23 protein-coding genes are annotated in these 25751 nt (G+C 58.8%); 18 read left to right on the top strand and 5 right to left on the bottom strand.

The window, feature by feature from the left end; genetic code table 11:
• Positions 1-11: 11 nt before the first annotated feature.
• From nuoI to nuoN, 6 genes are all read left to right on the top strand, one after another.
• Positions 12-554: an NADH-quinone oxidoreductase subunit NuoI gene (nuoI, locus tag HF650_RS16125; protein WP_023479728.1), complete on the top strand. Its 543-nt coding sequence runs from the start codon at positions 12-14 to the stop codon at positions 552-554.
• 11 nt (positions 555-565) lie between these two features.
• Positions 566-1120, top strand: coding sequence for an NADH-quinone oxidoreductase subunit J (nuoJ, locus tag HF650_RS16120; protein WP_187799491.1), 555 nt, complete (start codon positions 566-568; stop codon positions 1118-1120).
• Positions 1117-1419, top strand: a complete 303-nt coding sequence (gene nuoK, locus HF650_RS16115; RefSeq protein ID WP_187799490.1) for an NADH-quinone oxidoreductase subunit NuoK — start codon at positions 1117-1119, stop codon at positions 1417-1419. Before nuoJ ends, nuoK begins: the two co-directional genes overlap by 4 nt.
• Positions 1416-3257, top strand: a complete 1842-nt coding sequence (gene nuoL, locus HF650_RS16110) for an NADH-quinone oxidoreductase subunit L (protein ID WP_187799489.1) — start codon at positions 1416-1418, stop codon at positions 3255-3257. Before nuoK ends, nuoL begins: the two co-directional genes overlap by 4 nt.
• Before the next feature lie 162 nt (positions 3258-3419).
• Positions 3420-4946 (top strand): NADH-quinone oxidoreductase subunit M, encoded by a 1527-nt coding sequence (gene nuoM / locus HF650_RS16105; RefSeq protein WP_023479637.1) that lies wholly within the window; start codon positions 3420-3422, stop codon positions 4944-4946.
• A gap of 6 nt (positions 4947-4952) precedes the next feature.
• The gene (gene nuoN / locus HF650_RS16100) at positions 4953-6410 is read left to right on the top strand and encodes an NADH-quinone oxidoreductase subunit NuoN (protein WP_187799488.1); all 1458 of its coding nucleotides are present in this window, start codon (positions 4953-4955) and stop codon (positions 6408-6410) included.
• 653 nt (positions 6411-7063) lie between these two features.
• On the opposite strand, the gene HF650_RS16095 is transcribed toward nuoN, so the two are convergent.
• Together HF650_RS16095 and rbn are read right to left on the bottom strand one after the other, a co-directional pair.
• On the bottom strand, positions 7064-8089 hold the full coding sequence (locus HF650_RS16095) for a chemotaxis protein (RefSeq protein WP_023479862.1): 1026 nt from the start codon (positions 8087-8089) through the stop codon (positions 7064-7066).
• Between the two features lie 78 nt (positions 8090-8167).
• The gene (rbn, locus tag HF650_RS16090; RefSeq protein WP_187799487.1) at positions 8168-9085 is read right to left on the bottom strand and encodes a ribonuclease BN; all 918 of its coding nucleotides are present in this window, start codon (positions 9083-9085) and stop codon (positions 8168-8170) included.
• Positions 9086-9147: 62 nt separating this feature from the next.
• On the opposite strand from rbn, the gene HF650_RS16085 reads away from it, so the two are divergent.
• The 11 genes from HF650_RS16085 to HF650_RS16035 all read left to right on the top strand — a co-directional run bounded on the left by HF650_RS16085 (position 9148) and on the right by HF650_RS16035 (position 20038).
• The gene (locus HF650_RS16085) at positions 9148-9609 is read left to right on the top strand and encodes a GNAT family N-acetyltransferase (protein WP_187799486.1); all 462 of its coding nucleotides are present in this window, start codon (positions 9148-9150) and stop codon (positions 9607-9609) included.
• 53 nt (positions 9610-9662) lie between these two features.
• Entirely contained in the window at positions 9663-9965 is a 303-nt protein-coding gene (gene elaB / locus HF650_RS16080; RefSeq protein ID WP_023479917.1) for a stress response protein ElaB, read from the top strand.
• A gap of 102 nt (positions 9966-10067) precedes the next feature.
• On the top strand, positions 10068-11363 hold the full coding sequence (gene menF / locus HF650_RS16075) for an isochorismate synthase MenF (protein ID WP_187799485.1): 1296 nt from the start codon (positions 10068-10070) through the stop codon (positions 11361-11363).
• A gap of 71 nt (positions 11364-11434) precedes the next feature.
• The gene (menD, locus tag HF650_RS16070; RefSeq protein WP_187799484.1) at positions 11435-13105 is read left to right on the top strand and encodes a 2-succinyl-5-enolpyruvyl-6-hydroxy-3-cyclohexene-1-carboxylic-acid synthase; all 1671 of its coding nucleotides are present in this window, start codon (positions 11435-11437) and stop codon (positions 13103-13105) included.
• Complete coding sequence (gene menH, locus HF650_RS16065; RefSeq protein ID WP_187799483.1) at positions 13102-13878, top strand: 2-succinyl-6-hydroxy-2,4-cyclohexadiene-1-carboxylate synthase; 777 nt, start codon at positions 13102-13104, stop codon at positions 13876-13878. The genes menD and menH overlap by 4 nt, the downstream gene beginning before the upstream one ends.
• Positions 13875-14732, top strand: coding sequence for a 1,4-dihydroxy-2-naphthoyl-CoA synthase (menB, locus tag HF650_RS16060; RefSeq protein WP_042714289.1), 858 nt, complete (start codon positions 13875-13877; stop codon positions 14730-14732). The genes menH and menB overlap by 4 nt, the downstream gene beginning before the upstream one ends.
• Complete coding sequence (gene menC / locus HF650_RS16055) at positions 14732-15697, top strand: o-succinylbenzoate synthase (RefSeq protein WP_187799482.1); 966 nt, start codon at positions 14732-14734, stop codon at positions 15695-15697. Before menB ends, menC begins: the two co-directional genes overlap by 1 nt.
• Positions 15694-17058 carry an o-succinylbenzoate--CoA ligase gene (menE, locus tag HF650_RS16050; protein WP_187799481.1) on the top strand — a complete coding sequence of 455 codons (1365 nt, stop codon included), beginning with the start codon at positions 15694-15696 and terminating at the stop codon, positions 17056-17058. The genes menC and menE overlap by 4 nt, the downstream gene beginning before the upstream one ends.
• A 103-nt stretch (positions 17059-17161) precedes the next feature.
• A complete protein-coding gene (locus HF650_RS16045; RefSeq protein ID WP_187799480.1) occupies positions 17162-18082 on the top strand; it encodes an Rpn family recombination-promoting nuclease/putative transposase in 921 nt (306 codons plus the stop codon).
• A gap of 123 nt (positions 18083-18205) precedes the next feature.
• On the top strand, positions 18206-18748 hold the full coding sequence (locus HF650_RS16040) for a YfaZ family outer membrane protein (RefSeq protein WP_187799479.1): 543 nt from the start codon (positions 18206-18208) through the stop codon (positions 18746-18748).
• Between the two features lie 90 nt (positions 18749-18838).
• A complete protein-coding gene (locus HF650_RS16035) occupies positions 18839-20038 on the top strand; it encodes a nicotinamide mononucleotide deamidase-related protein YfaY (protein ID WP_187799478.1) in 1200 nt (399 codons plus the stop codon).
• A 20-nt stretch (positions 20039-20058) separates the two neighbouring features.
• Here HF650_RS16035 and glpC read toward each other — a convergent pair whose 3' ends face one another.
• Genes glpC through glpA form a run of 3 tightly spaced genes read right to left on the bottom strand, consistent with a single transcriptional unit; the run spans position 20059 to position 24117 of the window.
• Complete coding sequence (glpC, locus tag HF650_RS16030; protein WP_187799477.1) at positions 20059-21309, bottom strand: anaerobic glycerol-3-phosphate dehydrogenase subunit GlpC; 1251 nt, start codon at positions 21307-21309, stop codon at positions 20059-20061.
• Positions 21249-22505 (bottom strand): glycerol-3-phosphate dehydrogenase subunit GlpB, encoded by a 1257-nt coding sequence (glpB, locus tag HF650_RS16025; protein ID WP_187802717.1) that lies wholly within the window; start codon positions 22503-22505, stop codon positions 21249-21251. The genes glpC and glpB overlap by 61 nt, the downstream gene beginning before the upstream one ends.
• Positions 22495-24117, bottom strand: a complete 1623-nt coding sequence (glpA, locus tag HF650_RS16020) for an anaerobic glycerol-3-phosphate dehydrogenase subunit A (protein WP_187799476.1) — start codon at positions 24115-24117, stop codon at positions 22495-22497. Before glpA ends, glpB begins: the two co-directional genes overlap by 11 nt.
• Before the next feature lie 277 nt (positions 24118-24394).
• On the opposite strand from glpA, the gene glpT reads away from it, so the two are divergent.
• Positions 24395-25747 carry a glycerol-3-phosphate transporter gene (glpT, locus tag HF650_RS16015; RefSeq protein ID WP_187799475.1) on the top strand — a complete coding sequence of 451 codons (1353 nt, stop codon included), beginning with the start codon at positions 24395-24397 and terminating at the stop codon, positions 25745-25747.
• The last annotated feature ends 4 nt before the right edge of the window (positions 25748-25751 follow it).

Raw genomic sequence — 25751 nt, 5'->3', positions numbered from 1 at the left:
GTGATGAGACCATGACGTTAAAAGAGTTATTCGTGGGCTTTGGCACCCAGGTTCGCAGTATCTGGATGATTGGCCTGCACGCGTTCGCCAAACGCGAAACGCGTATGTACCCGGAAGAGCCGGTTTACCTGGCCCCGCGCTACCGCGGCCGTATTGTGCTGACGCGCGATCCAGACGGCGCAGAGCGCTGTGTGGCCTGTAACCTGTGTGCGGTAGCATGCCCTGTTGGCTGTATCTCGCTGCAGAAAGCGGAAACTGTTGATGGCCGCTGGTATCCGGAGTTTTTCCGGATCAACTTCTCGCGCTGCATCTTCTGCGGTATGTGTGAAGAGGCGTGCCCGACAACAGCAATTCAGCTAACGCCGGACTTTGAACTCGGTGAGTTCAAGCGCCAGGATCTGGTGTATGAAAAAGAGGATCTGCTGATCTCCGGTCCGGGCAAATACCCGGAATATAACTTCTACCGGATGGCAGGTATGGCAATCGACGGCAAAGATAAGGGCGAAGCGGAAAACGAAGCCAAGCCTATCGACGTCAAAGGCCTGTTACCGTAAGGAGAGGGGCAATGGAGTTCGCTTTTTATATCTGTGGCCTGATCGCCATCCTGACGACGGTTCGCGTAATTACGCACACCAATCCGGTGCATGCGCTGCTGTACTTGATCATCTCCCTGCTAGCGATTGCCGGGGTCTTCTTTTCGCTCGGTGCGCACTTCGCCGGGGCGCTGGAGATCATTGTCTACGCCGGGGCGATTATGGTGCTTTTCGTCTTCGTCGTAATGATGTTGAACATGGGCAACTCAGTGGTCGAGCAGGAGCGTAACTGGCTCACGCCGCAAATCTGGATTGGCCCCTCAATACTCTCTGCGGTGCTGCTGGGCGTGATTGTCTATGCCATTTTAGGTCTCAACGATCAGGGCATTGACGGCACGGCGATCGGCGCGAAAGAGGTAGGTAAATCACTGTTTAAAGAGTACGTATTGGCGGTTGAACTCGCTTCAATGCTGCTGCTGGCGGGTCTGGTTGTTGCCTTCCATCTTGGACGTGAAGACCGCCCGGGCGAAGTGCTGAGCAATCGCACGGATGACCGCGCGAAAAGAAAAACGGAGGAGCGTGCATGATCCCGTTACAACATGGATTGATCCTCGCGGCGATTTTGTTTGTGCTGGGTCTGACTGGTCTGGTTATCCGCCGCAATCTGCTTTTTATGCTGATTGGGCTTGAGATCATGATCAACGCCGCCGCGCTGGCCTTCGTGGTCGCCGGCAGTTACTGGGGCCAGACCGACGGTCAGGTAATGTATATTCTCGCCATTACCCTTGCCGCTGCGGAAGCGAGCATTGGCCTGGCGCTTCTGCTGCAACTGCATCGTCGCCGCCAGAGTCTGAATATCGATTCAGTAAGTGAGATGCGTGGATGAACATGCTCGCCTTAACGATTATTTTTCCTCTTATTGGCTTTGTGTTACTGGCTTTCTCCCGTGGCCGCTGGTCGGAGAATCTCTCCGCCGCCGTTGGCATGGGCTCGATTGGGCTTTCGGCGCTGGTGACAGCACTGGTTGGCGTTGAGTTCTTTAATAACGGCCAGCAAGCGTTTGTTCAGCCGCTGTGGACATGGATGGCAGTCGGTGATTTCAATATCGGTTTCAACCTTGTACTGGACGGCCTGTCGCTGACCATGCTCTCGGTGGTAACCGGCGTTGGCTTCCTGATCCACATGTTCGCCTCATGGTACATGCGTGGGGAAGAGGGCTACTCTCGCTTCTTCGCCTACACCAACCTCTTTATCGCCAGCATGGTGATTCTGGTGCTGGGCGATAACCTGCTGCTGATGTACCTCGGCTGGGAAGGTGTGGGTCTCTGCTCCTATCTGCTGATCGGCTTCTACTACACCGATCCGAAGAATGGCGCAGCAGCGATGAAAGCCTTTGTCGTGACCCGTGTGGGTGACGTCTTCCTCGCGTTCGCATTGTTCATCCTCTATAACGAGCTGGGCACGCTGAACTTCCGCGAGATGGTCGAGCTGGCTCCGCAACACTTCGCTAACGGCAATCATATGCTGATGTGGGCGACGCTAATGCTGCTGGGCGGCGCGGTCGGTAAATCGGCGCAGCTGCCGTTGCAGACCTGGCTTGCGGACGCGATGGCTGGCCCGACGCCAGTCTCTGCGCTGATCCACGCCGCAACGATGGTTACCGCAGGTGTCTACCTGATTGCCCGTACCCATGGTCTGTTCCTGATGACACCGGAAGTGCTGCATCTGGTCGGTATTGTCGGTGCGGTCACGCTGCTGATGGCTGGTTTCGCCGCGCTGGTGCAGACCGATATCAAACGCGTACTCGCCTACTCGACGATGAGCCAGATTGGTTACATGTTCCTGGCGCTCGGCGTACAGGCATGGGACGCGGCGATTTTCCACCTGATGACGCACGCCTTCTTTAAAGCGCTGCTGTTCCTCTCCTCCGGCTCGGTGATCCTCGCCTGCCACCACGAGCAGAACATCTTTAAGATGGGTGGCCTGCGTAAGTCGATTCCGCTGGTCTATGCCTGCTTCCTGGTGGGCGGCGCGGCGCTCTCTGCGCTGCCGCTGATTACTGCGGGCTTCTTCAGTAAGGATGAGATCCTGGCAGGCGCGGTAGCGAACGGTCACGTTAACCTGATGATTGCGGGTCTGGTCGGGGCGTTTATGACCTCGCTCTACACCTTCCGCCTGATTTTCATTGTCTTCCATGGCAAAGAGCAGATTCACGCTCACGCAGGGAAGGGGATTACCCATCATCTGCCGCTGATTGTCCTGCTGGTGCTCTCCACCTTCGTTGGCGCAATGATTGTGCCACCGCTGCGCGGCGTCCTGCCGGAAACGGCTGAACTGGCGCACAGCAGCGTAGTGATGCTGGAAGTGGCCTCTGGCGCAGTGGCGGTAATCGGCATTCTGCTGGCCGCCTGGCTGTGGCTGGGTAAACGCACGCTGGTGACATCGATTGCCAACAGCGCGCCGGGCCGCTTCTTCGGCACCTGGTGGTTCAATGCTTGGGGCTTCGACTGGCTCTACGATCGTATCTTCGTTAAACCCTATCTGGGCATTGCCTGGCTGCTGAAGAGCGATCCGCTGAATGCGCTGATGAACATCCCGGCGATCCTCTCCCGCTTTGCCGGAAAAGGGCTGCTGTTCAGCGAGAACGGTTATCTGCGCTGGTACGTTGCCTCCATGAGTATCGGTGCCGTTGTGGTGCTCAGTCTGCTGATGGTGTTGCGCTGAGTTTGTGGGCCGGATAAGCAAGTGCCTGTCCGGCCTGCGAGCAGAATCTGAATTTTGTGAAAATTCGTTGAAAATCAGGTCCGAAAGGACAGGCCGTAACGGTGAAGTCAGATGACAAGCCAGATAGCCTGAGCTGGACTTAAACAAGGAATATGAATCGCCATGTTATTACCCTGGCTAATATTGATTCCCTTTATCGGTGGTTTCCTGTGTTGGCAAACCGAGCGCTTCGGCGTGAAGGTGCCGCGCTGGATCGCCCTGATTACCATGGGACTGACGCTGGCGCTCTCTCTGCAACTCTGGTTGCAGGGTGGCTACTCTTTATCGCAGGCTGCCGATTTCCCGACGTGGCAGGAGAGCTTTAAACACGACTGGATCCCGCGCTTCGGTATCACTATCCATCTGGCGATGGACGGTCTGTCGCTGCTGATGGTCGTGCTGACAGGCTTTCTCGGCGTACTGGCTGTGCTCTGCTCCTGGCGTGAAATTGAGAAATATCAGGGCTTCTTCCACCTGAACCTGATGTGGATCCTCGGCGGCGTTATCGGCGTGTTCCTTGCCATCGACATGTTCCTGTTCTTCTTCTTCTGGGAAATGATGCTGGTGCCGATGTACTTCCTAATCGCGCTGTGGGGCCATAAAGCCTCCGACGGGAAGACGCGTATCACCGCAGCAACGAAATTCTTCATTTATACCCAGGCGAGCGGCCTGGTGATGTTGATTGCCATCCTTGGCCTGGTGTTTGTGCATTACAACGCGACCGGCGTCTGGACCTTCAACTATGAAGAGCTGCTAAAAACGCCGATGTCACACAATGTTGAATATCTGCTGATGCTCGGCTTCTTTATCGCCTTCGCGGTGAAAATGCCGGTGGTGCCGCTGCATGGCTGGCTGCCGGATGCGCACTCCCAGGCGCCGACTGCCGGTTCCGTTGACCTTGCGGGTATTCTGTTGAAAACCGCCGCTTATGGTCTGCTGCGCTTCTCGCTGCCGCTCTTCCCGAACGCCTCGGCGGAGTTTGCACCGATTGCGATGTGGCTGGGCGTAATTGGTATCTTCTATGGCGCGTGGATGGCTTTCACGCAGACCGATATCAAACGTCTTATCGCTTACACCTCCGTTTCCCACATGGGCTTCGTACTGATTGCTATCTATACCGGCAGCCAGCTGGCTTACCAGGGTGCGGTGATTCAGATGATTGCCCACGGTCTTTCGGCGGCGGGTCTGTTTATCCTCTGTGGTCAGCTTTATGAACGTCTCCATACCCGCGATATGCGCATGATGGGCGGTCTGTGGAGCAAGATTAAGTGGCTGCCGGCGCTGTCGATGTTCTTCGCCGTGGCGACACTGGGGATGCCGGGTACCGGTAACTTCGTCGGTGAGTTCATGATCCTGTTCGGTAGCTACCAGGTTGTACCGATGATCACCGTGATCTCCACCTTCGGTCTGGTCTTCGCCTCCGTTTATTCTCTGGCGATGCTGCATCGCGCTTACTTCGGTAAAGCGAAGAGCGAAATCGCAAACCAGACGCTGCCGGGTCTGTCACTGCGCGAGCTGTTTATGATCCTCATCCTGGTCGTGCTTCTGGTACTGCTTGGCTTCTATCCGCAGCCGATTCTGGATACCTCGCACGCTGCGATGGGCAATATCCAGCAGTGGTTTGTTAACTCCATTACTACAAGGCCGTAATTCGCCATGACAATAACTCCACAACACCTGATTGCGCTGCTGCCGCTGCTAATCGTCGGATTGACGGTGGTGGTTGTGATGCTCTCCATTGCGTGGCGACGCAACCATTTCTTTAATGCCACGCTGTCTGTCGTTGGTCTGAACGTTGCACTGCTCTCGCTGTGGTTCGTTGGTCACGCTGGGGCAATGGATGTGACGCCGCTGATGCGCGTCGACGGCTATGCCATGCTCTACACCGGGCTGGTGCTGCTGGCAAGTCTCGCCACCTGCACCTTTGCTTATCCGTGGCTTGAAGGTTATAGCGATAACAAGGAAGAGTTCTACCTGCTGGTGCTGATAGCCGCGCTGGGTGGCATTCTGTTGGCTAACGCCAATCATATGGCGTCGCTATTCCTCGGGATTGAGCTGATCTCTCTGCCACTGTTCGGGCTGGTGGGCTATGCCTTCCGCCAGAAACGCTCGCTGGAAGCCAGCATCAAATACACCATTCTCTCGGCTGCTGCCTCCTCATTCCTGCTGTTCGGGATTGCGCTGGTTTATGCCCAGAGCGGCGATCTGTCGTTTGTTGCGATCGGTAAAAATCTCGGTAAAGAGGTGCTGCACGAGCCGCTGCTGCTGGCGGGTCTCGGTCTGATGATTGTTGGCCTCGGCTTTAAACTTTCGCTGGTGCCGTTCCATCTCTGGACACCGGACGTTTACCAGGGCGCACCTGCGCCGGTCTCCACCTTCCTGGCGACCGCCAGCAAAATCGCCATCTTCGGCGTGCTGATGCGTCTGTTCCTCTATGCGCCGGTGGGTAACAGTGAAGCCGTACGCGTGGTGCTGGGCGTTATCGCCTTCGTCTCCATCATCTTCGGTAACCTGATGGCGCTGAGCCAGACCAATATCAAACGTCTGCTCGGTTACTCCTCTATCGCTCACCTCGGCTATCTGATGGTGGCGCTGATTGCCCTGCGCGGCGGCCAGATGTCGATGGAGAGCGTAGGCGTTTACCTGGCCGGCTATCTCTTCAGCAGCCTGGGTGCCTTTGGCGTGGTGAGCCTGATGTCCAGCCCGTATCGCGGTCCGGACGCCGAGTCGCTCTACTCCTATCGCGGCCTCTTCTGGCATCGTCCGATCCTCTCGGCGGTGATGACCGTGATGATGCTGTCGCTGGCGGGTATCCCGATGACGCTGGGCTTTATCGGTAAGTTCTACATTCTGGCTGTCGGTGTGCAGGCGAACCTGTGGTGGCTGACTGGCGCGGTGGTGGTCGGTTCTGCAATCGGTCTCTACTACTACCTGCGTGTGGCGGTGAGCCTCTATCTCAACGCGCCGCAGCAGCTGAACCGTGATGCGCCGTCCAACTGGGCCTACAGTGCGGGCGGTATCGTGGTACTGATCTCCGCTCTGCTGGTGCTGGTGCTCGGTATCTATCCGCAGCCGCTGATCAGCATCGTCCAGCGGGCGCTGCCGATGATGTAATCGCGCATTGCGCGCAACAAAAAACCGCCGGGTTTGCAGCCTGGCGGTTTTTTTTGCGCATAAAAAACCCCAGCGGGGGAGCTGGGGTTTTAACGGCGTGACGAAAACGGGTAAGGGATCCGATACACCGTTCTTACTTTTCCGGCCCGTCAGGGGGAAGAGCGTATGCAATACTCAACGCGTTGAAGCTTCCGATATATGCTGTTTTTTTTCAAGCGCAAACAGCTGAGGTAGCGGATGTTTAAGAAAAACGCCTGAAAAAAGGTCATTTTCCCTGACATTTTTTAATTATGTTTCAGTTAGTTAGGTGAAGTGTAAAATCAAATCCGTTGCGGTTGCTGCCGTTAACTTTTAGGTCGGGCAAAGGATTTCCCCCGCTGTAACACGTGGTGGTGGCAGGGTTCAGGCCTGGAAGGGGCGTAAGCAATACTCAACATTTGTTCGCTCTGATTCGGGGGGATATGAGGACCAGTCCGGGCGGCTCCTTCCTCTGTTGAGGAAAACGGATGATGTATAACCGTGAGTTCGCGAAACGCGTAATCACGATCATCATTGCTGTGTTACAGCTGATCTTGTCGTTCTTGTAATGACCTGAAACGTACTTAAGGCGCTACCGTTTCACCAACGGTAGCGCCTTTAATCATTGTGCGGCGTTACTTCGCCAGCAGCGGGGTCGGGGCCATCTGGCGGTGGCTGATCAGCGGGCCGCGAACATTGTTCGCTGCGCGATCGAGCACTTCCTGGATCACCGCTGAAAGCTCGTTAATTTCGAACTTCGCGACATAGCCATCGGCCTGCACTTTACGGACGTGATCTTCGTTAGCGCTGCCCGAGAGGGAAGAGTGGATCACCACCGGAATATTTTTCAGGCGAGGATCGGTTTTGATCAGACGCGTCAGGGTAAAGCCGTCCATCTCCGGCATCTCCAGATCGGTAAGCACCATGGAGATCTTATCGCTAACCGGCACACCCTCTTTTTCTGCCTGCTGTGCAATAAGCTGAATTTTCTCCCACGCATCTTTGCCGGTAATGTGCATCATGCTTGGGATCTCCATAGCGTTCAGGCCTTTTTCCAGCATGGCGCGCGCCACTTTGGAGTCTTCAGCCACAATTGCGATGGAACCTGGTTTAAGATTAAATTTCTTATCCGGTACATGATCGCCATGAACGTCATGATCCGCCGGGACGATATCATAGAGGATCTGTTCAACGTCCAGCACCATCGCCAGGTTGTTGGTGTCCTTATCATCATCGAGGCAGGCAATGCTGGTGATATAGCGGCCATTGATCGCTTTCTCCGCCGTGTGCACCTGTTTCCAGTCCAGGCGCGTGATGTTCTCAACGGACTCGACGGCAAAAGCCTGCACGCTACGGGCATATTCAGTGATTAGCAGAATATTTAAGCCGGTCTCCGGTTTACACCCGGCGACGGCGGAGAGGTCAATCACTGGGATCACCTGATCGCGGATATTGACCATCCCCATCAACGGCGGTTTCATTCCCGCAGGGCGCGTAAATGTGGGCATCGGTACGATTTCGCGCAACTTAAACACATTGATGCCAAACAGCTCAGATTTCGTCGCATCTAATGATGTGCCAAGGCGAAACAGCAACAGCTCAAACCGGTTCGACAGAGTAAGATTCGCCCTGTCATCGATGTCTTTCTGGAAATTATCCATCATGCCCTCAAAGAAGAAATGCCTGCGTATAACTTATTATCGGCATGACGGCGAAAAAATAGAGTGCCTAAATTAAAATCAAATGCGAACTACGTCAAAATCTGCTGCTAACGTTGTTTCCGGAAAGATTTCGCGACACTCTTTTAGCAGCGCCTGGCTCCCCTGTGCGTCATAACGCGAACTGATGTGGGTAATGACCAGACGCGCAGCGCCCGCTTGCTGAGCCAGTTGCGCCGCCTGCCGCGCCGAGCTATGCCCGCGGCTATTAGCCTTCTCTTCCATGGCATTCTCAAGCGTTGCTTCATGCACCACGACATCGACATTTTTCGCCAGGTCCTGCGCAGCCGGGCAGGGCGAAGTATCACCGAAGATCGCCACCCGTTTCCCCGGCTCGGCCGGTGCCAGGTAATCAGTGCCATGAATAACGCGCCCATCATCCAGCGTCACCGTGCCGCCCGCTTTTAACGTCTGAAATAGCGGCCCGGCCGGAACGCCTGCGGCGGCAAGCGCGGCGGCATTCAGCGCGCCAGGTTTATCATGCTCTTCTACGCGATAGCCATAACACTCCACCGGATGCGCCAGCGGAAAGGCGGTCACTTTGCGCAACCCATCATCCACCACCAGCCCCGGCTTCACCTCTTCAATAGTCAGCGGATAGTCGGTCCACGAACCGCTCAGGCGTAGCGCGGTCTCCACAAACTCCTTGATGCCGTGCGGGCCGTAGATCTGCAGCGGCTGCGTATTGCCCGCCATTGATCGGCTGCAGAGCAGGCCCGGCAGGCCAAAAATATGATCGCCATGCAGATGGGTGATGAAAATTTTGTCCAGCTTGCCCGGGTTAAACGCGGTGTGCAGCAGCTGATGCTGCGTGCCTTCACCACAGTCGAAAAGCCACAGCCCGGCGCTCGTTGGGTGCTGAAGATTGAGCAGAATGGCGGTAACGTTGCGCGCCCGCGTCGGGACGCCTGCTGAAGTACCTAAGAAGATCAGTTCCACATGCTTTGCCTGAAATGAAAAGAATCTAGTATAACCACATGAGTCTATTTGAGGAGATAACGATGATCCGTTGGCAAGACCTGCACCACTCTGAACTGACCGTGCCTGTGCTCTATGCGCTGTTAAAGCTGCGTTGCGAAGTGTTTGTAGTTGAACAGACCTGCCCCTACCTTGATGTCGATGGCGACGACCTGGTGGGGGAGAACCGTCATCTGCTCGGCTGGCAGGGCGACGAGCTAGTGGCGTATGCGAGGATTCTGAAAAGTAATGATGATTTCTCGCCCGTTGCCATCGGCAGAGTGATTGTCAGCGCCAGCGTACGCGGGGAGAAACTGGGTCATCAGTTGATGTCACGCGCGGTCGACTCCTGCCTGCAACACTGGCCGCAGCACGCCCTCTACCTGAGTGCGCAGGCGCATCTGCAACCCTTTTATCAGCAGTTCGGTTTCCAGCCGGTCACCGATATCTACGACGAAGATGGCATTCCCCATGTCGGCATGGCGCGCGAGGTCGACCAGGCGTAAACGTCAGCTATTGTCTATAGTTAGCGTACAGGTGCATAACATGGAGAAAAGAGATGACTAATCAATTCGATTCACACATTGACGACGACCTGACCCTGCTGAGCGAAACGCTGGAAGAAGTTCTCCGCTCATCGGGCGATCCCGCTGACCAGAAGTACATTGAGCTGAAAGCACGTGCTGAACAGGCGCTGCATGATGTGAAAAACCGCGTCAGCAGCGCGTCTGATACCTACTACTATCGTGCGAAAAAAGCGGTTTACCGCGCCGATGACTATGTGCACGAAAAACCGTGGCAGGGCGTTGGTGCCGGTGCTGCTGTAGGTCTGGTGCTCGGTCTGCTGTTAGCCCGTCGCTAAACCTTTATCTCCCCTCCCTGGAAGGGGGTACTGCTATTCATCGTAGTACCCCGTATACTGTGTGGTTTTTAAAACCGTGCCGTTTTTCCGGGAGGGGTTCGCATGTTTTCTCTGTCCTCTGCGCTTGGCGATCTACACCAGCGTCTTGCCGCCACATTTCCTGACGCGCCTGGTTTTACCCTCGTTGACGTTCCCTTCCCGCTAAACAATGCATTCGACCCGCTGGCATGGCTTACGGCCCAGCATGTTTTTCCACAATTCTACTGGCAGCAGCGCAGCGGCGATGACGAAGCGGCCGCGCTTGGCGCGTTACGCGCGTTTTCTTCCCTTGCTGAGGCGCAACATTACCAACAGGCCTGGCCTGATGATGTACGCGTCTGGGGGCTGAATGCCTTTGAGCCAAGCGAGGGCGCGCTCTTTTTACCGCGCCTCGAATGGCGGCGCGAAGGGGGCAAAGCAATGCTGCGCCTCTATCTCTATAGCGAAACCTCGCTACGTGATGATGCCCGCCGCGCGGCCGATTTTCTGACCGCGCTTTCACCTGCGGTCCCGCTGGCAATCACCCCGCCGCGCTGTGTTGAACAGCAGCACTTCCCGACGCGCGAAGGGTGGGAAACGCTGATAACTCAGGCGCTTGAGACGCTCCAGCGCGGCGAGCTGGATAAAGTCGTACTCGCCCGCGCGACCGACTACCGCTTCGATGCGCCAATTAATGCTGGCGCGCTGATGGCCGCCAGCCGCCGTCTCAACCTTCACTGCTTCCACTTTCTCTATCGCTTTGATGCCCGCACCGCCTTTCTCGGATCGACACCCGAGCGGCTATGGCGGCGGCGCGGCGTGGCGCTGCGCACCGAAGCGCTGGCCGGGACGGTGGCAAATCATGATGACGATACGCAGGCGCAGCAGCGGGCGGCATGGTTGATGAGTGACGATAAAAATCAGCGTGAAAATATGCTAGTGGTGGAGGATATCTGCCAGCGTTTGCAGCAGCAGACCGGGACGCTGGATGTGCTGCCGCCGCAGGTGGTGCGACTGCGTAAAGTGCAGCATTTACGCCGCTGTATCTGGAGCGACTTGCGGGTAGCGGACGATGCGCTCTGTTTAGATCTGCTCCAGCCAACCGCGGCGGTGGCGGGATTACCGCGCCCTGAAGCCCGGCGCTTTATCGCCCATCACGAACACTTTGCCCGCGAGTGGTACGCCGGGTCGGCAGGTTATCTGTCGCGTAAACAGAGCGAGTTCTGCGTGGCGCTGCGCTCGGCGAAGGTGAGCGGCGAGACGGTGCGGCTCTATGCGGGGGCAGGCATTGTGCCCGGTTCCGATCCTGAGCAGGAGTGGCAGGAGATCGATAATAAAGCCGCCGGGCTGCGATCATTGCTGCTACAGACGCACCCATAGACGACCTATATCAAAAACTCATCATTTCAGAAAATTTATACTTAGTCCCAATATTGATACCGGACAAATTCATGTCGATAAGCTCATTCAACCGACGCTGGGCCGCAGTGATTCTGGAAGCCTTAACGCGCCACGGTGTACGACATATCTGCATCGCGCCAGGCTCGCGTTCGACGCCGCTAACGCTCGCTGCTGCCGAAAACCGCGCCTTTATTCATCACACCCATTTTGATGAGCGCGGGCTGGGGCATCTTGCGCTCGGGCTGGCAAAAGCAAGCCGTGAACCGGTGGCGGTGATTGTCACCTCCGGTACCGCCGTGGCGAACCTCTACCCGGCACTGATTGAAGCCGGGCTGACCGGTGAAAAACTGGTGCTGCTGACGGCGGATCGCCCGCCAGAGCTGATTGATTGCGGTGCCAATCAGGCGATTCGCCAGCCGGGCATCTTTGCTTCCCACCCGACAGAGGCCATCGCCTTACCGCGCCCGTCCCAGGATATTCCGGCGCGCTGGCTGGTCTCGACGATTGATAACCTCTTGGGCACATTGCAGGGCGGGGCGGTGCATATTAACTGCCCGTTCGCCGAACCGCTGTATGGCGAAATGGATGAGACCGGCCTTGGCTGGCAGCAGGCGTTAGGCGACTGGTGGCAGGATGATAAGCCCTGGTTACAGGCATCCGCACCGTGCGGCATCGAGACCCAGCGGGACTGGTTCTCCTGGCGGCAGAAACGTGGCGTTGTAATAGGCGGGCGCATGAGCGCCACTGAGGGGCGCAAGCTGGCAGAGTGGGCAAAAGTCCTCGGCTGGCCGCTGATTGGCGACGTGTTATCACAAACCGGGCAGCCGCTGCCCTGCGCCGATCTCTGGCTTGCTAATAGCCAGGCCGTCGAGGCGCTCAGCGAGGCGCAGATTGTGTTGCAGTTCGGCAGCAGCCTGACCGGAAAACGCCTTTTACAGTGGCAGGCGACCTGCGCGCCACAAGAGTACTGGCTGATTGATAACCTTCCCGGCAGGCTCGATCCGGCCCAGCATCGCGGGCGTCGTTTAGTGGCCGATGTCGGAGGCTGGCTGGCGCTGCATCCGGCTGAACCGCGCGCGCCGTGGTGCGAAAAGCTCACCTCGCTCGCAGCGCTTGCCTGGGCGCGGGTGCGTCTACAGCGCGAGGATTTCGGCGAAGCGCAGTTGGCGCACCGTATTAGCGACTACTTACCACCGCAGGGGCAGCTTTTTCTCGGCAACAGCCTGGTGGTTCGGCTGGTGGACGCGCTGGCGCAGCTGCCGGTCGGGTATCCGGTTTACAGCAACCGCGGCGCGAGCGGCATTGATGGCCTGCTCTCCACGGCGGCCGGGGTGCAGCGGGCCACCGCGCGCCCGACGCTGGCAATCGTCGGCGATCTCTCTGCGCTCTACGATCTCAACGCCCTCGCACTGCTGCGCCAGGCCTCCGCGCCCTTTGTGCTGCTGGTGGTCAATAACAACGGCGGGCAGATCTTCTCCCTGTTACCGACACCGCCTGCCGAGCGCGAGCGCTTCTACCTGATGCCACAGAATGTCCATTTCGATCATGCCGCCGCGATGTTCGCGCTTCCTTACCACCGTCCGGAGAGCTGGGCGCAGCTGGAGCAGGCGCTGAGCGAGGCGTGGCAGAAGCCAGGCGCGACAGTGATTGAAGTGGTGGTAAACGAGAGCGACGGCGCGCACACCCTGCAAAAACTTTTAGCGCAGGTCAGCCAGCTATGATTCTGCATGCAGAGATCCAGGCCGGCCAACAGCCGCTGCCGTGGCTGATCTTTCTGCACGGTTTTTCCGGTGACAGCCGCGAATGGCAGCCCGTCGGCGGCGCGCTTACGGCTTTCCCGCGACTCTATCTCGACCTGCCGGGCCACGGCGCATCAGCCGCAACTTCCGTCGACTCTTTTACAGAGATGGATGTGCTGCTGCGCTCAACGCTTAGTCGTTACAACATACTAAATTACTGGCTGGTGGGGTACTCCCTCGGCGGCCGCATTGCGATGTTCCACGCTTGCCAGCAGCCGACGGGACTGCAGGGTCTCATTATCGAAGGCGGCCACCCTGGCCTTGCCGATGAGCAGGCGCGTGCTGCGCGGCGGGAGGCTGATGAAGCGTGGTGTCAGCGCTTGCGTCACCAGCCGCTCACTGAGGTGTTTGATGCCTGGTATCGCCAGCCGGTATTTGCCACGCTGTCAGAAACCGAACGTGCGGCGCGTGTTGCGCTTCGCAACCACAAAGACGGTAACGCGCTGGCGCAGATGCTGGCGGCGACGTCGCTCGGCTGTCAGCCCGATCTGCGCGCTGCGCTGCGGGACGCCCTTTTTCCCGTTCACTATTTCTTTGGCGAACATGACCGTAAATTTCGGGCGCTGGCGGGCGAAGTCGCGCGCCACTGTTACGCCATTCCTGCCGCCGGGCACAACGCGCACCGGGAGAATCCCGCGGCCGTTGCTGCTCTGCTGGCGCGAATTCTGCCTCTTGAGATTAAGGACCGACCATGATCTACCCTGATGAAAAAGAACTCTACGCCGCCGTTGAGTGGCACGACTGCTCCGAAGGCTTTAGCGATATCCGCTATCAAAAATCTGCTGACGGCATCGCCAAAATCACCATCAACCGCCCGGAAGTACGCAACGCGTTTCGTCCTGTCACGGTAAAAGAGATGATCCAGGCGCTGGCCGATGCGCGTTATGACGACAATATCGGGGTGATCATCCTGACCGGGGAAGGGGATAAAGCCTTCTGTGCCGGTGGCGATCAGAAGGTGCGCGGCGACTACGGCGGCTACCAGGATGACTCCGGCGTGCATCACCTTAACGTTCTCGATTTCCAGCGCCAGATCCGCACCTGCCCGAAACCGGTGGTAGCGATGGTGGCGGGTTACTCCATCGGCGGCGGCCATGTGCTGCATATGATGTGCGATCTGACCATCGCGGCGGAAAATGCGATCTTCGGCCAGACCGGCCCAAAAGTTGGCTCCTTCGACGGCGGCTGGGGCGCGTCCTACATGGCGCGCATTGTCGGCCAGAAGAAAGCGCGCGAAATCTGGTTCCTCTGCCGCCAGTACGATGCGCAACAGGCGCTGGATATGGGGCTCGTTAACACCGTGGTGCCGTTAGCGGATCTGGAAAAAGAGACCGTGCGCTGGTGCCGTGAAATGTTGCAGAACAGCCCGATGGCGCTGCGCTGTCTGAAGGCGGCGCTGAACGCAGATTGCGACGGCCAGGCGGGGCTGCAGGAGCTGGCGGGCAACGCCACCATGCTCTTCTATATGACCGAAGAGGGTCAGGAGGGTCGCAACGCGTTTAACCAGAAGCGCCAGCCTGACTTCAGCAAATTTAAACGGAACCCGTAATGCGCCAGGCGCAGATCTACCGCTGGCAGATCCCGCTGGATGCAGGCGTGGTGCTGCGCGAGCGACGGCTGAAAACCCGCGACGGGCTGTTTGTTCGGCTTCAGGAAAAGGGCTGCGAAGGGTGGGGCGAGATCGCGCCGCTGCCGGGGTTCAGCATTGAAACGCTGGATGCGGTGCAGCCTGTGGTGATGGCGTGGGTGCAGGCCTGGCGTGACGGTGCGTCGCTCGCGCTGCCCTCGCAACCCAGTGCGGCGTTTGGCCTGAGCTGTGCGCTGGCCGAGCTGGCGGAGCAATTGCCGCAGCCTGCCGACTACCGCGCCGCCATGCTCTGCACCGGCGATCCTGATGAGCTGTTTGCTGCACTCGCCGCGCTGCCCGGCGAGAAGCTGGCGAAGGTGAAAGTCGGTCTGTATGAAGCGGTGCGTGACGGCATGGTGGTCAATCTCTTGCTGGAGTCGATCCCCGATCTGCGCCTGCGTCTGGATGCCAACCGCGCCTGGACGCCGCTGAAAGCGCGCCAGTTCGCTAAATATGTCGCACCTGCCAACCGTGCACGCATCGCTTTTCTGGAAGAGCCGTGCCAGAGCCGCGAAGCGTCGCTGGCCTTTGCTGAGGAGACCGGCATTGCCATCGCCTGGGATGAGAGCCTGCGCGAGGCGGATTTCACCTTTACGCCTCAGCCGGGCGTCAGCGCGGTGGTGATCAAACCAACCCTCACTGGCAGCCTGCAAAAAGTGGCGCAGCAGGTTGCGGCGGCGCATGCCCTCGGCTTGACTGCGGTGATCAGCTCATCGCTGGAATCGAGCCTTGGGTTAACGCAGCTGGCGCGGATTGCCGCCTGGCTGACGCCGGGCATCGTGCCAGGTCTTGATACCTTACAGTTGATGACCTCACAGCTGGTTCGCCGCTGGCCCGGCAGTGAACTTCCCTGCAGCGCGCCGGAGGAGCTGGAGGCGTTACGATGAATTTTCCCGACTGGCCGTGGCGATACTGGCATGAGCAGCACGGCGACCAACCTGCGCTGCGCTCAGGTCAGCGCACTCTGAGCTGGCAGCAGCTCTGTGAAGAGGTCGATGCGCTGGCAAGCGGCTTTGCCCGCCAGGGCGTACGCGCAGGTGACGGTGTAATGTTGCGCGCTCGCAACAAGCCGCAGACGGTGCTGGCCTGGCTGGCGCTGTTACAATGTGGCGCGCGCGTGTTACCCATCAACCCGCAACTTCCCGCCGCCTTGCTGGATACGCTGTTGCCTGCCATGACGCTGCGCTTCGCCCTCGATCTGACCCCTGCGCCGTTTGCACACAACTTCATCACTCTGCGCTGTGTGCAAGAGTCCGGTGAGCACGCAGTTGAATGGCAGCCGCAGCGGCTGGCGTCAATGACGCTCACTTCTGGCTCGACGGGTTTGCCAAAAGCGGCGGTACACACCTTCGCTGCCCATCTGGCCAGCGCCCAGGGTGTACTGGCACTTATCCCGTTTACCGCCAAAGATGAGTGGCTGCTTTCGCTACCGCTATTTCATGTCTCCGGGCAGGGGATCTTATGGCGCTGGCTATTGGCGGGGGCGCGCATCACGGTGCACGACAAGCTGCCGCTGGATCAGGCGCTACGTGGCTGTAGCCATGCGTCGCTGGTGCCGACGCAGCTTTGGCGCCTGCTCAATGAGAATGCCCCTCTGTCGCTGAAAGCGGTGCTGCTTGGCGGCGCGGCGATCCCGGTGGAGCTGACCGAACAGGCGCGCGCGCGCGGCATCCGCTGCTGGTGCGGATATGGTTTGACGGAGTTTGCCTCAACGGTCTGTGCGAAAGAGGCCGACGGTGCGCCGGATGTTGGCTTCCCGCTGCCGGGAAGGGAGGTGAAAATTGTCGGCGAAGAGGTGTGGCTGCGTGCAGAGAGCCTCGCCGCAGGCTACTGGCGCAACGGTGCGGTGCTGCCGCTGGTTAATGATGCCGGCTGGTTTGCCACCCGCGATCGCGGCACGCTGCGTGACGGGCGGCTGACTCTGCATGGCCGGCTGGATAACCTCTTTTTCAGCGGCGGCGAAGGTATTCAGCCTGAAGAGGTGGAGCGCGCTATCGCCCGTCATCCACAGGTGCAGCAGGTGTTTGTGGTACCGGTTGATGATGCGGAGTTTGGGCAGCGTCCGGTAGCGGTGATTGAGTGCGAAAGCGAGGTCAATACCGCGGCCCTCATACACTGGGCAGCGGATAAATTGGCGCGTTTTCAACAGCCGGTGCGCTGGCTGCCGTTGCCAGAGGAGCTGAAAAACGGCGGCATCAAAATCTCCCGCCGCGCCCTGCAGACGTGGGTCAACCAGCAACAGTGCTAATGCCATAACGCTTTTTGCGAGCTACCTCGACAGAGCGAAAACTGCCAGCTGACATGCGCTCAGAGTGTGTTAATTTGCGCCCGCAGCTAAAGCAGGGAGAGCTATGGGCACATCTTCATCATCTGCACCGCATGATGCGGTGTTTCGCAAATTACTGTCACATGCGGAAACGGCGCATGACTTTTTCGAAATCCATCTACCAAAGCGTTTACTGGCGCTGTGCGATCTGAGTACTTTGCATCTTGAGTCGGGCAGCTTTGTTGAGGAGGATCTGCGTTACTGCTACTCCGATATTCTCTACTCCCTGAAAACCTGCTCTGGCGACGGTTATCTCTATGCGTTGGTGGAGCATCAAAGCTCACCAGATAAGAATATGGCCTTTCGCCTGATGCGCTATGCCATAGCTGCTATGCAGCGCCATCTCGATAAAGGACATACCGACCTGCCGCTGGTGATCCCGGTGTTGTTCTATCATGGACGGGTAACCCCTTACCCATGGTCACTGCGCTGGCTCGACAGATTTCCGTTATCTCAACAGGCCGAAGCGCTCTATACGCACTCCTTTCCTCTGATCGATGTCTCGCAGATACCCGATGCTGAAATCGCGCAACATCGACGGATTGCGATGCTCGAACTTCTGCAAAAACATGTGCGTCAGCGGGATATGCTGGAGTTCAGAGAGCAACTGGTCAGCCTGCTGGCGCTGGGATACACTGGCCACGCGCAGTTGAAAGCGTTGCTGCACTACCTGTTACAGGCCGGGCACACCGCCGATCCGGCAACGCTTTTGACCGCTATGGCCAGCCAGACAGTGGATCAGCAGCAGAAGGAGACGTTAATGAACATTGCACAATATCTTCGCGAAGAGGGGCTGGTTAAAGGCCTGGCTCAGGGGCGAGCCGAAGGCGTTCAACAGGAGGCGATGCGTATCGCGAAAGTGATGCTGGAAAAGGGGATGGAGCCTGACGTTGTGGCCTCCCTGACCGGTATTCCGGTTGAGATGGTAGAGAAAGCCCGCCACTGACACGCTCCAGTGCCAGGCGTTTAGCCCTCAGTCCTCACACACTATTAGACGTTCTGCTGCCGGGAAAATAAGCGTACAATCAGACGCTTTGGGGCACTGCCCCGTTTCGTGCGGAACGTAAAAATGAAAAAGTTAGCTCTATTAGGATGTGCTGGCGTGTTGCTGGCCTCCGCCGGTGCGCAGGCGATTAGCCTGAATGGACAGATTGGTAAAGATTACAGCAGCCTCGGTTTCGGACTGGGAACCGAAACCAGTGGTATCGCAGTCAGCGGTAACTGGGCGCATAGCGAAGATGATGGTGATACCGCAAGCCTTGGGCTCGGTTACAACTTGCCGCTCGGGCCGTTCCTGGCAACCGTTGGCGGTAAAGGTATCTACCTGAACCCGGATGAGGGCAGCGAAGGCTATGCCATCGCCGTCGGCGGCGGTTTGCAGTGGGAGATCGCCCGCAGTTTCAACGTTTTCGGCGAGTATTACTACTCTCCGGACTCGCTCTCAAGCGGCGTTAAAGAGTACCAGGAAGCCAAAGCCGGTGCGCGTTATACCATTATGCGCCCGTTTACCGTCGAAGCCGGTTATCGCTACATTGAGATGGCAGGCAAAGATGGTCGCCGCGACAACGTCGTGGCGGATGGCCCTTATCTCGGTGCCAGCGCCAGCTTCTGATCCCCCGGCGCGGCAGCCGCCGCGCCCGTTTCCCCCTCTTTACTCTGCGCATGCGCTATAGTGTTTCAACCCCGATTGCAGGAGCGAACGATGTTAAATGTGGAGATGTTATCGACCGGCGATGAAGTGCTGCATGGCCAGATTGTCGATACCAATGCGGCCTGGCTGGCCGACGTATTTTTTAACCAGGGGCTGCCGTTAACGCGCCGCCATACCGTTGGCGATAACCTCGACGACTTGATTGCGATTTTGCGCGAGCGCAGCGAACAGGCAGATGTGCTGATCGTTAACGGCGGTCTCGGGCCGACCAGCGACGATTTGAGTGCGCTGGCAGCGGCCACCGCCAAAGGCGAAACGCTGGTGCTGCACGAAGCGTGGCTTAAGCAGATGGAGCGCTTTTTTACCGATCGCGGCCGCGTCATGGCCCCCAGCAACCGCAAGCAGGCAGAGATCCCCGCCAGCGCCGAGCTGGTCGATAACCCGGTCGGTACCGCCTGCGGGTTCGCGTTGCAGTTCAACCGCTGCCTGATGTTCTTTACCCCAGGCGTCCCCTCAGAATTTAAAGTGATGGTTGAGCAGGAGATCCTGCCGCGTCTGCGTGAGCGTTTCACTCTGCCGCAGCCCCCGGTTTGCCTGCGTCTGACCACCTTTGGTCGCTCCGAGAGCGATCTGGCGGAGAAACTCCAGCATCTCGATCTGCCACCCGGCGTGGTGATGGGTTACCGCTCATCGATGCCAATTATCGAACTGAAACTGACCGGCCCGGCGGAGCAGCGCGCGGCGATGGAAGCCCTGTGGCCGGAAGTGAAAAAAGTGGCGGGGGAAAGCCTGATTTTTGAAGGCACCGAGGGTTTACCGGCCGCGATTGCCGCCGCGCTGCGCGAGCGCCAGCTGAGCCTGACACTGAGCGAGCAGTTCACCAGCGGGCTGGTGGCGCTACAGCTCTCCCGCGCAGGCGCACCGCTGCTCGCCAGCGAAGTGCTGCCCTCACAGGCAGAAGCGCTGGCACAAACGGCGCGCTGGACAACCGAGTTACGTAACCGGCATCTCGCCGGGCTGGCGTTGACCGTCACCGGGCTGGAAGAGGATCATCTCAACTTCGCGCTGGCGACGCCGGAAGGCACCCGCGCCCTGCGGGTGAAGTTCAACAGCAGCCGCCACAGTCTGGCGGTGCGCCAGGAGGTCTGTGCGATGATGGCGCTGAATATCCTGCGCCGCTGGTTGGCGGGGAAAGATATCGCCAGCGATCACGGCTGGATTGCGGTAGTCGAAACCCTCTCGGTGGAATAACCCTGCGACAGGCGCTGACGTTAGCCTAATGCCCGCGCCAGCAGCGTAATGGGATGTTCGCACGGTTTGCCGGTGGACATCTCAATCTGCCATTTACAGGTCTCACAATCCGTCACCACCAGATCCGCACCGCTGGCGTCAATCTGCGCAAACAGCGGTGCGCCAATGGCCTGCGAGGTGGCGTAGTTCTCCCGCTTGAAGCCATAGGTGCCCGCGATGCCACAGCAGGCAGAGTCCAGCACCGTTAACGCCAGCCCCGGAATGCGCCGCAGCAGATCCAGCGTATAGTGCGTCCAGCCCATCTTCTCCATATGACAAGGGGTGTGATAGACCACCTTCAGCGGCATCTCTCTTAGCCGCAGACTATGCCCCTCATCGAGTTGTCGCCAGATCCAGCGGGTCGCTAAATCAATATGTGTGCGCAGGTGGCTGTTATCGACCTCCAGCAGGTGTGGATACTCATCGCGCAGGGTGAAGGCGCAGGTGGAGGAGGTGGCGAGCACCTGCAGCCCATCCATGCCAATCGCCTGCTCTAATGCGCTGAGGTTGAACTGCGCCTGCTTTTTCGCCTTCGCAAAGTAGCCGTTGGCAATTAGTGGGACGCCGCAGCACTTCTCACGCTGCAATAACTGCACGCCAATGCCCATCTGGTTCAGCACGCGGATCAGGTCTTTCCCCAGTTGCGGATGGTTGTAGTTGACATAGCAGCCGTGGAAAAACGCCACCTGCTCGCTGTAGGCGCTCTGCTGCGTCGCCACGCTGCGATACCAGCGGCGAAACGTGCCGCCGCTGGCGTATTTCGGCAGCGTGCGGTGGTGATCGATTTTTAACGCTTTATCCAGCAACTGGCGCACCGGCTTCAGGGAAGTCGCGGCGTTGACCAGCGGCGCGACGGGTGTCGATAGCGTGCCCATCAGATCCGTATGGCTGAGAATGGCGTTACGTACCGAGAGCGGTTTTGCCCCATGCTGCGCGCGGGCGCGCTGGATCATATCGCCAATGTTCACCCCGGATGGGCAGGCCGTTTCGCAGCGCTTGCAGTTGGTGCAATATTTCAGCGCATCGTCATACAGCGCGGCATCTTTCAGCCGCAGCCGCTCGCCATCGGGTCCGGCCTGTTTCGGCCCGGGATAGGCGGGGTTAACCCGGCTTACCGGGCAGGCGGTGGTGCAGGCGGTACATTTGATACAGCTTTCAAAAGAGGTGTGCATTAGGGTTTTCCTCCCTGATCGAGGATCTGCTGCGCCGCATGCAGCGCTGTTACGGCGCATACGCCACCACCGCAGCCCTGGGCGATGGCGTCATAGCCGCCAAGCAGCGAGCCGATCGCATAGAGATTCTCAAGCGGTTGCCCGTCGCGCAGGCCGTGCAACTGTTCATCGGTGCGGACGCCGAACTGGTGCCACGGCTGTGGGGCAAAGAGATCGTCGCCATACCACTCCCGGCGGGAGTCACTTTGCAGAACATCAAGGTTGAATACTGCCTCGCGCACGCGATCGCGCCCGGCGACCAGCCCGTTACTGAAAAAGCTGCCGCTGGCCAGCACGACATGGCGGGCGCGCAGCGGCAGATCGTCATGCTTGCGCGTCCAGAGCTGCGTCACCTTACCGTGATTAATATCGGCGCGCAGCACCTCATCGCCCGGCATCCACTTACCGCCGCTGCGCAGAAACCGTTGCTGCAAGGCGTGCTGTAAGCGCATGCCCATCACCGAAGGCGGCAGCGTGGCGATCAGCCGCAGCGGGCAGGCGAGATCTTCGCTTAGGCGGGTAAAAACGGTGCTCTCTGTCAGACCAAAACAGGCGGGAAGCCACAGCATCTCATACCGCTCACTTAGCGGACGCAGGGCGGCGCAGAGATCGGCGTAATGCTCAGGGCGATCGAGCTGGCGCGCAATGGTCACGGCGCGAAACTCGCTCGGGTTATCGCGAAGCGTGTCGAGAAGCGGGAGCGCAATCTCTTCCGCCCCGGCAGCAATACCGCGCTGGCGCAGCGCGTCCACTGCCAGCTCGGACTGAAAATCGAGAAAGCCGCTGATGCCGACGACACCGACGCGCAGCCCCTGCTGCGGTTTCAACGCAATCTCTTGCGGGCTGAGCCACGCCCGGCGCCAGCTGCCCAGCGGCGTGACGCGCAGGTGCGGCGTATCGACATCGCCCTGCATTTTTAGCCCGCAGTCGGCGAGCAGGGTTTGAGTTTGCCGCGCATAACGGCACACGCGTTCAGCGCCGAGCCGCGCATAGGGGTGCTCGGGGTGATGGTGTTGCAGATGCGCAATGGCCTCTGTCAGTGTGCCGACCGTTTTGCCGTCTGGCAGACGGGAGAGCAGATCGAGAGAGCCGGAAGAGAAGCTCAGCGCGCTCTGGCCGCGGCTGACAATCGCGCAGCGCTGGCCGCCCTCGCTCAGACGAATGCCGCACAGCAAGCCTGCCAGCCCGCCGCCGATAATCACCGTATCAAATCTCATCATCCTGCTCCTTCTCCAGCCCGCACAGACCCTGGTAAACCCAGCGGGTAAACTCGCTCTCACGCAGCGCATCGCCCCAGGCAATAGGTTTAATTCCCTTCCAGCGCTCATTCAGAAACGCCGCCAGCTGCCTGCGCGCCTCGTTGTCGCGCGTAACGTGCAGCCGGTTTAGCTGCCCGGCGGCACGGCAGGCGCAGAGCTCGCCCTGGCAAGTGCCCATGCCGACGCGGGTGCGGCGGCGCAGATCGAGCAGTGAGGTGACATTGAGGTTTTCCACCGCATACTGCACCTCGCCTGCGGTAACGGCTTCGCACTCGCACACCAGGCTGCGGCTGTGCCGGTCGCTGGCGAGCCACGCCGGGGCGCGATCGCCGTGGCGGTAGACCGCTGAACCGCGCAGCGGCGTCGGCAGGGAGATGATTTTCTTCAGCGCCTCGTCTGGTGAACCGAGCGATCCCGGCAGCGCTTTTGTCGCCGTGGTGCAGGCTACGTTATGGTTGAGCTTGCGGCAAACCGCATCCGTTGCCCATTCGGCCATCAGACGGTAGGTCATCAGCTTGCCGCCGGTAATAGTGATAAACCCTTCCAGCCCGTCGCGCGCGGCGTGGTCGAGCAGCACAATGCCACGGCTGACGTTACGCCCGCTGGGATCGTCATCGCTCGCCACCAACGGGCGCACGCCAGCATAGGCACGCAGGATGCGCGTTTGCCCCATCACTGGCGCCAGTTTCTCCCCTTCACGCAGCAGAATATCGACCTCATCAGGCGTGACGCGCACGTTATCGATATCGGCATAATCAATCTGCGTTGAGGTGGTACCAATCAGTGAAATGGTGTCGCCGGGCACAAGAATATCGGCATCGGCAGGCTTGCGGCAGCGGTTGATGACATGCTGATTAATGCGGTGATCGAGGATCAGCAGCGCGCCTTTTGCCGGGAACATGCGAATGCGCAGATCGGCATACTCCGCGATGCGCTGGCCCCAAATCCCGGCGGCATTGACCACCACCGGCGCATGCAGATCGCGGATTTCATTGCTGGCGAGATGGCGCAGGCGCACGCCATACACCGTGTCGCCCGTGCGCAGCAGGCCGCACACTTCATGCCCGGTGAGGATTTTTGCGCCGTGTTCGCGGGCATCAAGCATATTACTGGCGGTGAGGCGGAAGGGGTCGACAGTACCGTCCGGCACACGCACCGCGCCGATTAGCTGCGGGTTGACGCTCGGCTCCATGCGCCTGGCTTCCTGTGGGCTAATGGCCTGCGCGGCAATCCCGGCGCGGGTGCAGGCTGCAATAAAGTGTGACTGGTAGTTCAGATCGTCTTCCGGCAGGGTGATAAACAGCCCGTCGGTCGCTTCAATACAGTGGCGGGCAATACGTTTGAGGATCTGGTTTTCGGCGATGCATTCGCGCGCCGATTCGCTGTCGGTCACCGCATAACGCGCGCCGCTGTGCAGTAAGCCGTGGTTGCGGCCGGTGGCACCGGTGGCAATGTCATGGCGTTCAAGCAGGACAGCGCGCAGGCCGCGCAGGGCGCAATCACGGGCGATACCGGCACCCGTTGCGCCGCCGCCAATAATGATCACATCGTAGTCGTTTGAGTAGGGCACGGTCGTCTCCTGGCTGGTCGACGTTCTTTACCGACCATTTAGCCATACCCTTACTGTGGTTTGTTTGATATCGCGCATATACGAACAAGAAACGAAAGTGAAATGCACTTTTCCGCACGAAGTTAGAGCTTTGTCATATTTCTGTAACATTATATGTGGCATTTCATTCTTTCTCGTCAAAACTTTCTCTACAATCCGCCGCGTATAACCCAAGCGATTTTCGTTTTCACTCATGACGCCTGTTGTCATGACTTTTACCGTGCCACGGAGGCAGTTTATGTTGAGCATTTTCAAACCGGCCCCCCACCAGGCGCGTCTGCCCGACGCGCAGGTTGATCCTCTGTACCGCCGCTTACGCTGGCAAATCTTTCTGGGCATTTTCTTTGGTTACGCCGCCTACTACCTGGTGCGTAAGAACTTTGCGCTGGCGATGCCCTATCTGGTTGAGCAGGGCTTCTCGCGCGGCGATCTGGGCTTTGCGCTGTCGGGGATCTCCATTGCCTACGGCTTCTCAAAATTCATTATGGGTTCGGTGTCGGATCGCTCGAACCCGCGCGTTTTCCTGCCCGCCGGTCTGATCCTCGCGGCGGCAGTGATGCTGTTTATGGGCTTTGTGCCGTGGGCCACCTCCAGCATCGCCGTGATGTTTGTGCTGCTGTTTCTTTGCGGCTGGTTCCAGGGGATGGGCTGGCCGCCGTGCGGACGCACGATGGTGCACTGGTGGTCGCAGAAGGAGCGCGGCAGCATTGTGTCGGTGTGGAACTGCGCTCATAACGTCGGCGGAGGCCTGCCTCCGCTGCTCTTCCTGCTGGGAATGGCGTGGTTTAACGACTGGCATGCGGCGCTCTATATGCCGGCCTTTGGGGCCATTTTGGTGGCGATAATCGCGTTCGCACTGATGCGCGACACGCCGCAATCCTGCGGTCTGCCGCCGATTGAAGAGTACAAAAACGACTACCCGGATGATTACAGCGACAAACATGAAGAGGAGCTAACGGCGAAGCAGATCTTTATGCAGTATGTGCTGCCAAACAAGCTGCTGTGGTACATCGCCATCGCTAACGTCTTTGTCTATCTGCTGCGCTACGGCATCCTCGACTGGTCGCCGACCTACCTGAAAGAGGTGAAGCATTTCGCGCTGGATAAATCCTCCTGGGCCTACTTCCTCTATGAATATGCGGGCATTCCCGGCACGCTGATCTGCGGCTGGATGTCGGACAAAGTCTTTAAAGGTAACCGCGGCGCGACCGGCGTCTTCTTTATGACGCTGGTGACCATCGCCACCATCGTCTACTGGCTCAACCCGGCGGGCAACCCGGGCGTGGATATGGCCTGCATGATCGTTATCGGCTTCTTGATTTACGGCCCGGTGATGCTGATTGGTCTGCACGCGCTGGAGCTGGCGCCGAAGAAAGCGGCCGGTACCGCGGCGGGCTTTACCGGCCTGTTTGGCTACCTCGGTGGTTCGGTGGCGGCGAGCGCCATTGTTGGCTATACCGTCGATTTCTTCGGCTGGGATGGCGGTTTCATGGTGATGATTGGTGGCAGCGTGTTAGCGGTTCTGCTGCTGATCGTGGTGATGATTGGCGAAAAACGCCATCACGCTGACGTGCTTGCGCGTCGTCAATAACAGG

This window comes from Kosakonia sp. SMBL-WEM22 (assembly GCF_014490785.1).
Classification (GTDB): Bacteria; Pseudomonadota; Gammaproteobacteria; order Enterobacterales; family Enterobacteriaceae; genus Kosakonia.
This window is presented reverse-complemented; position numbering and strand designations above follow the sequence as displayed.

What these genes read in the sequence shown, in the direction of transcription:
- HF650_RS16045 (WP_187799480.1), top strand. Translation starts at nt 17,162, where the DNA reads ATGGGCACATCTTCATCATCTGCACCGCATGATGCGGTGTTTCGCAAA.
- nuoI (WP_023479728.1), top strand. Translation starts at nt 12, where the DNA reads ATGACGTTAAAAGAGTTATTCGTGGGCTTTGGCACCCAGGTTCGCAGT.
- menB (WP_042714289.1), top strand. Translation starts at nt 13,875, where the DNA reads ATGATCTACCCTGATGAAAAAGAACTCTACGCCGCCGTTGAGTGGCAC.
- menC (WP_187799482.1), top strand. Translation starts at nt 14,732, where the DNA reads ATGCGCCAGGCGCAGATCTACCGCTGGCAGATCCCGCTGGATGCAGGC.
- glpB (WP_187802717.1), bottom strand. Translation starts at nt 22,505, where the DNA reads ATGAGATTTGATACGGTGATTATCGGCGGCGGGCTGGCAGGCTTGCTG.
- nuoN (WP_187799488.1), top strand. Translation starts at nt 4,953, where the DNA reads ATGACAATAACTCCACAACACCTGATTGCGCTGCTGCCGCTGCTAATC.
- HF650_RS16095 (WP_023479862.1), bottom strand. Translation starts at nt 8,089, where the DNA reads ATGGATAATTTCCAGAAAGACATCGATGACAGGGCGAATCTTACTCTG.
- glpT (WP_187799475.1), top strand. Translation starts at nt 24,395, where the DNA reads ATGTTGAGCATTTTCAAACCGGCCCCCCACCAGGCGCGTCTGCCCGAC.
- nuoM (WP_023479637.1), top strand. Translation starts at nt 3,420, where the DNA reads ATGTTATTACCCTGGCTAATATTGATTCCCTTTATCGGTGGTTTCCTG.
- menF (WP_187799485.1), top strand. Translation starts at nt 10,068, where the DNA reads ATGTTTTCTCTGTCCTCTGCGCTTGGCGATCTACACCAGCGTCTTGCC.
- nuoJ (WP_187799491.1), top strand. Translation starts at nt 566, where the DNA reads ATGGAGTTCGCTTTTTATATCTGTGGCCTGATCGCCATCCTGACGACG.
- menD (WP_187799484.1), top strand. Translation starts at nt 11,435, where the DNA reads ATGTCGATAAGCTCATTCAACCGACGCTGGGCCGCAGTGATTCTGGAA.
- nuoL (WP_187799489.1), top strand. Translation starts at nt 1,416, where the DNA reads ATGAACATGCTCGCCTTAACGATTATTTTTCCTCTTATTGGCTTTGTG.
- HF650_RS16035 (WP_187799478.1), top strand. Translation starts at nt 18,839, where the DNA reads ATGTTAAATGTGGAGATGTTATCGACCGGCGATGAAGTGCTGCATGGC.
- menH (WP_187799483.1), top strand. Translation starts at nt 13,102, where the DNA reads ATGATTCTGCATGCAGAGATCCAGGCCGGCCAACAGCCGCTGCCGTGG.
- nuoK (WP_187799490.1), top strand. Translation starts at nt 1,117, where the DNA reads ATGATCCCGTTACAACATGGATTGATCCTCGCGGCGATTTTGTTTGTG.
- glpC (WP_187799477.1), bottom strand. Translation starts at nt 21,309, where the DNA reads ATGCGCCGTAACAGCGCTGCATGCGGCGCAGCAGATCCTCGATCAGGG.
- HF650_RS16085 (WP_187799486.1), top strand. Translation starts at nt 9,148, where the DNA reads ATGATCCGTTGGCAAGACCTGCACCACTCTGAACTGACCGTGCCTGTG.
- HF650_RS16040 (WP_187799479.1), top strand. Translation starts at nt 18,206, where the DNA reads ATGAAAAAGTTAGCTCTATTAGGATGTGCTGGCGTGTTGCTGGCCTCC.
- elaB (WP_023479917.1), top strand. Translation starts at nt 9,663, where the DNA reads ATGACTAATCAATTCGATTCACACATTGACGACGACCTGACCCTGCTG.
- menE (WP_187799481.1), top strand. Translation starts at nt 15,694, where the DNA reads ATGAATTTTCCCGACTGGCCGTGGCGATACTGGCATGAGCAGCACGGC.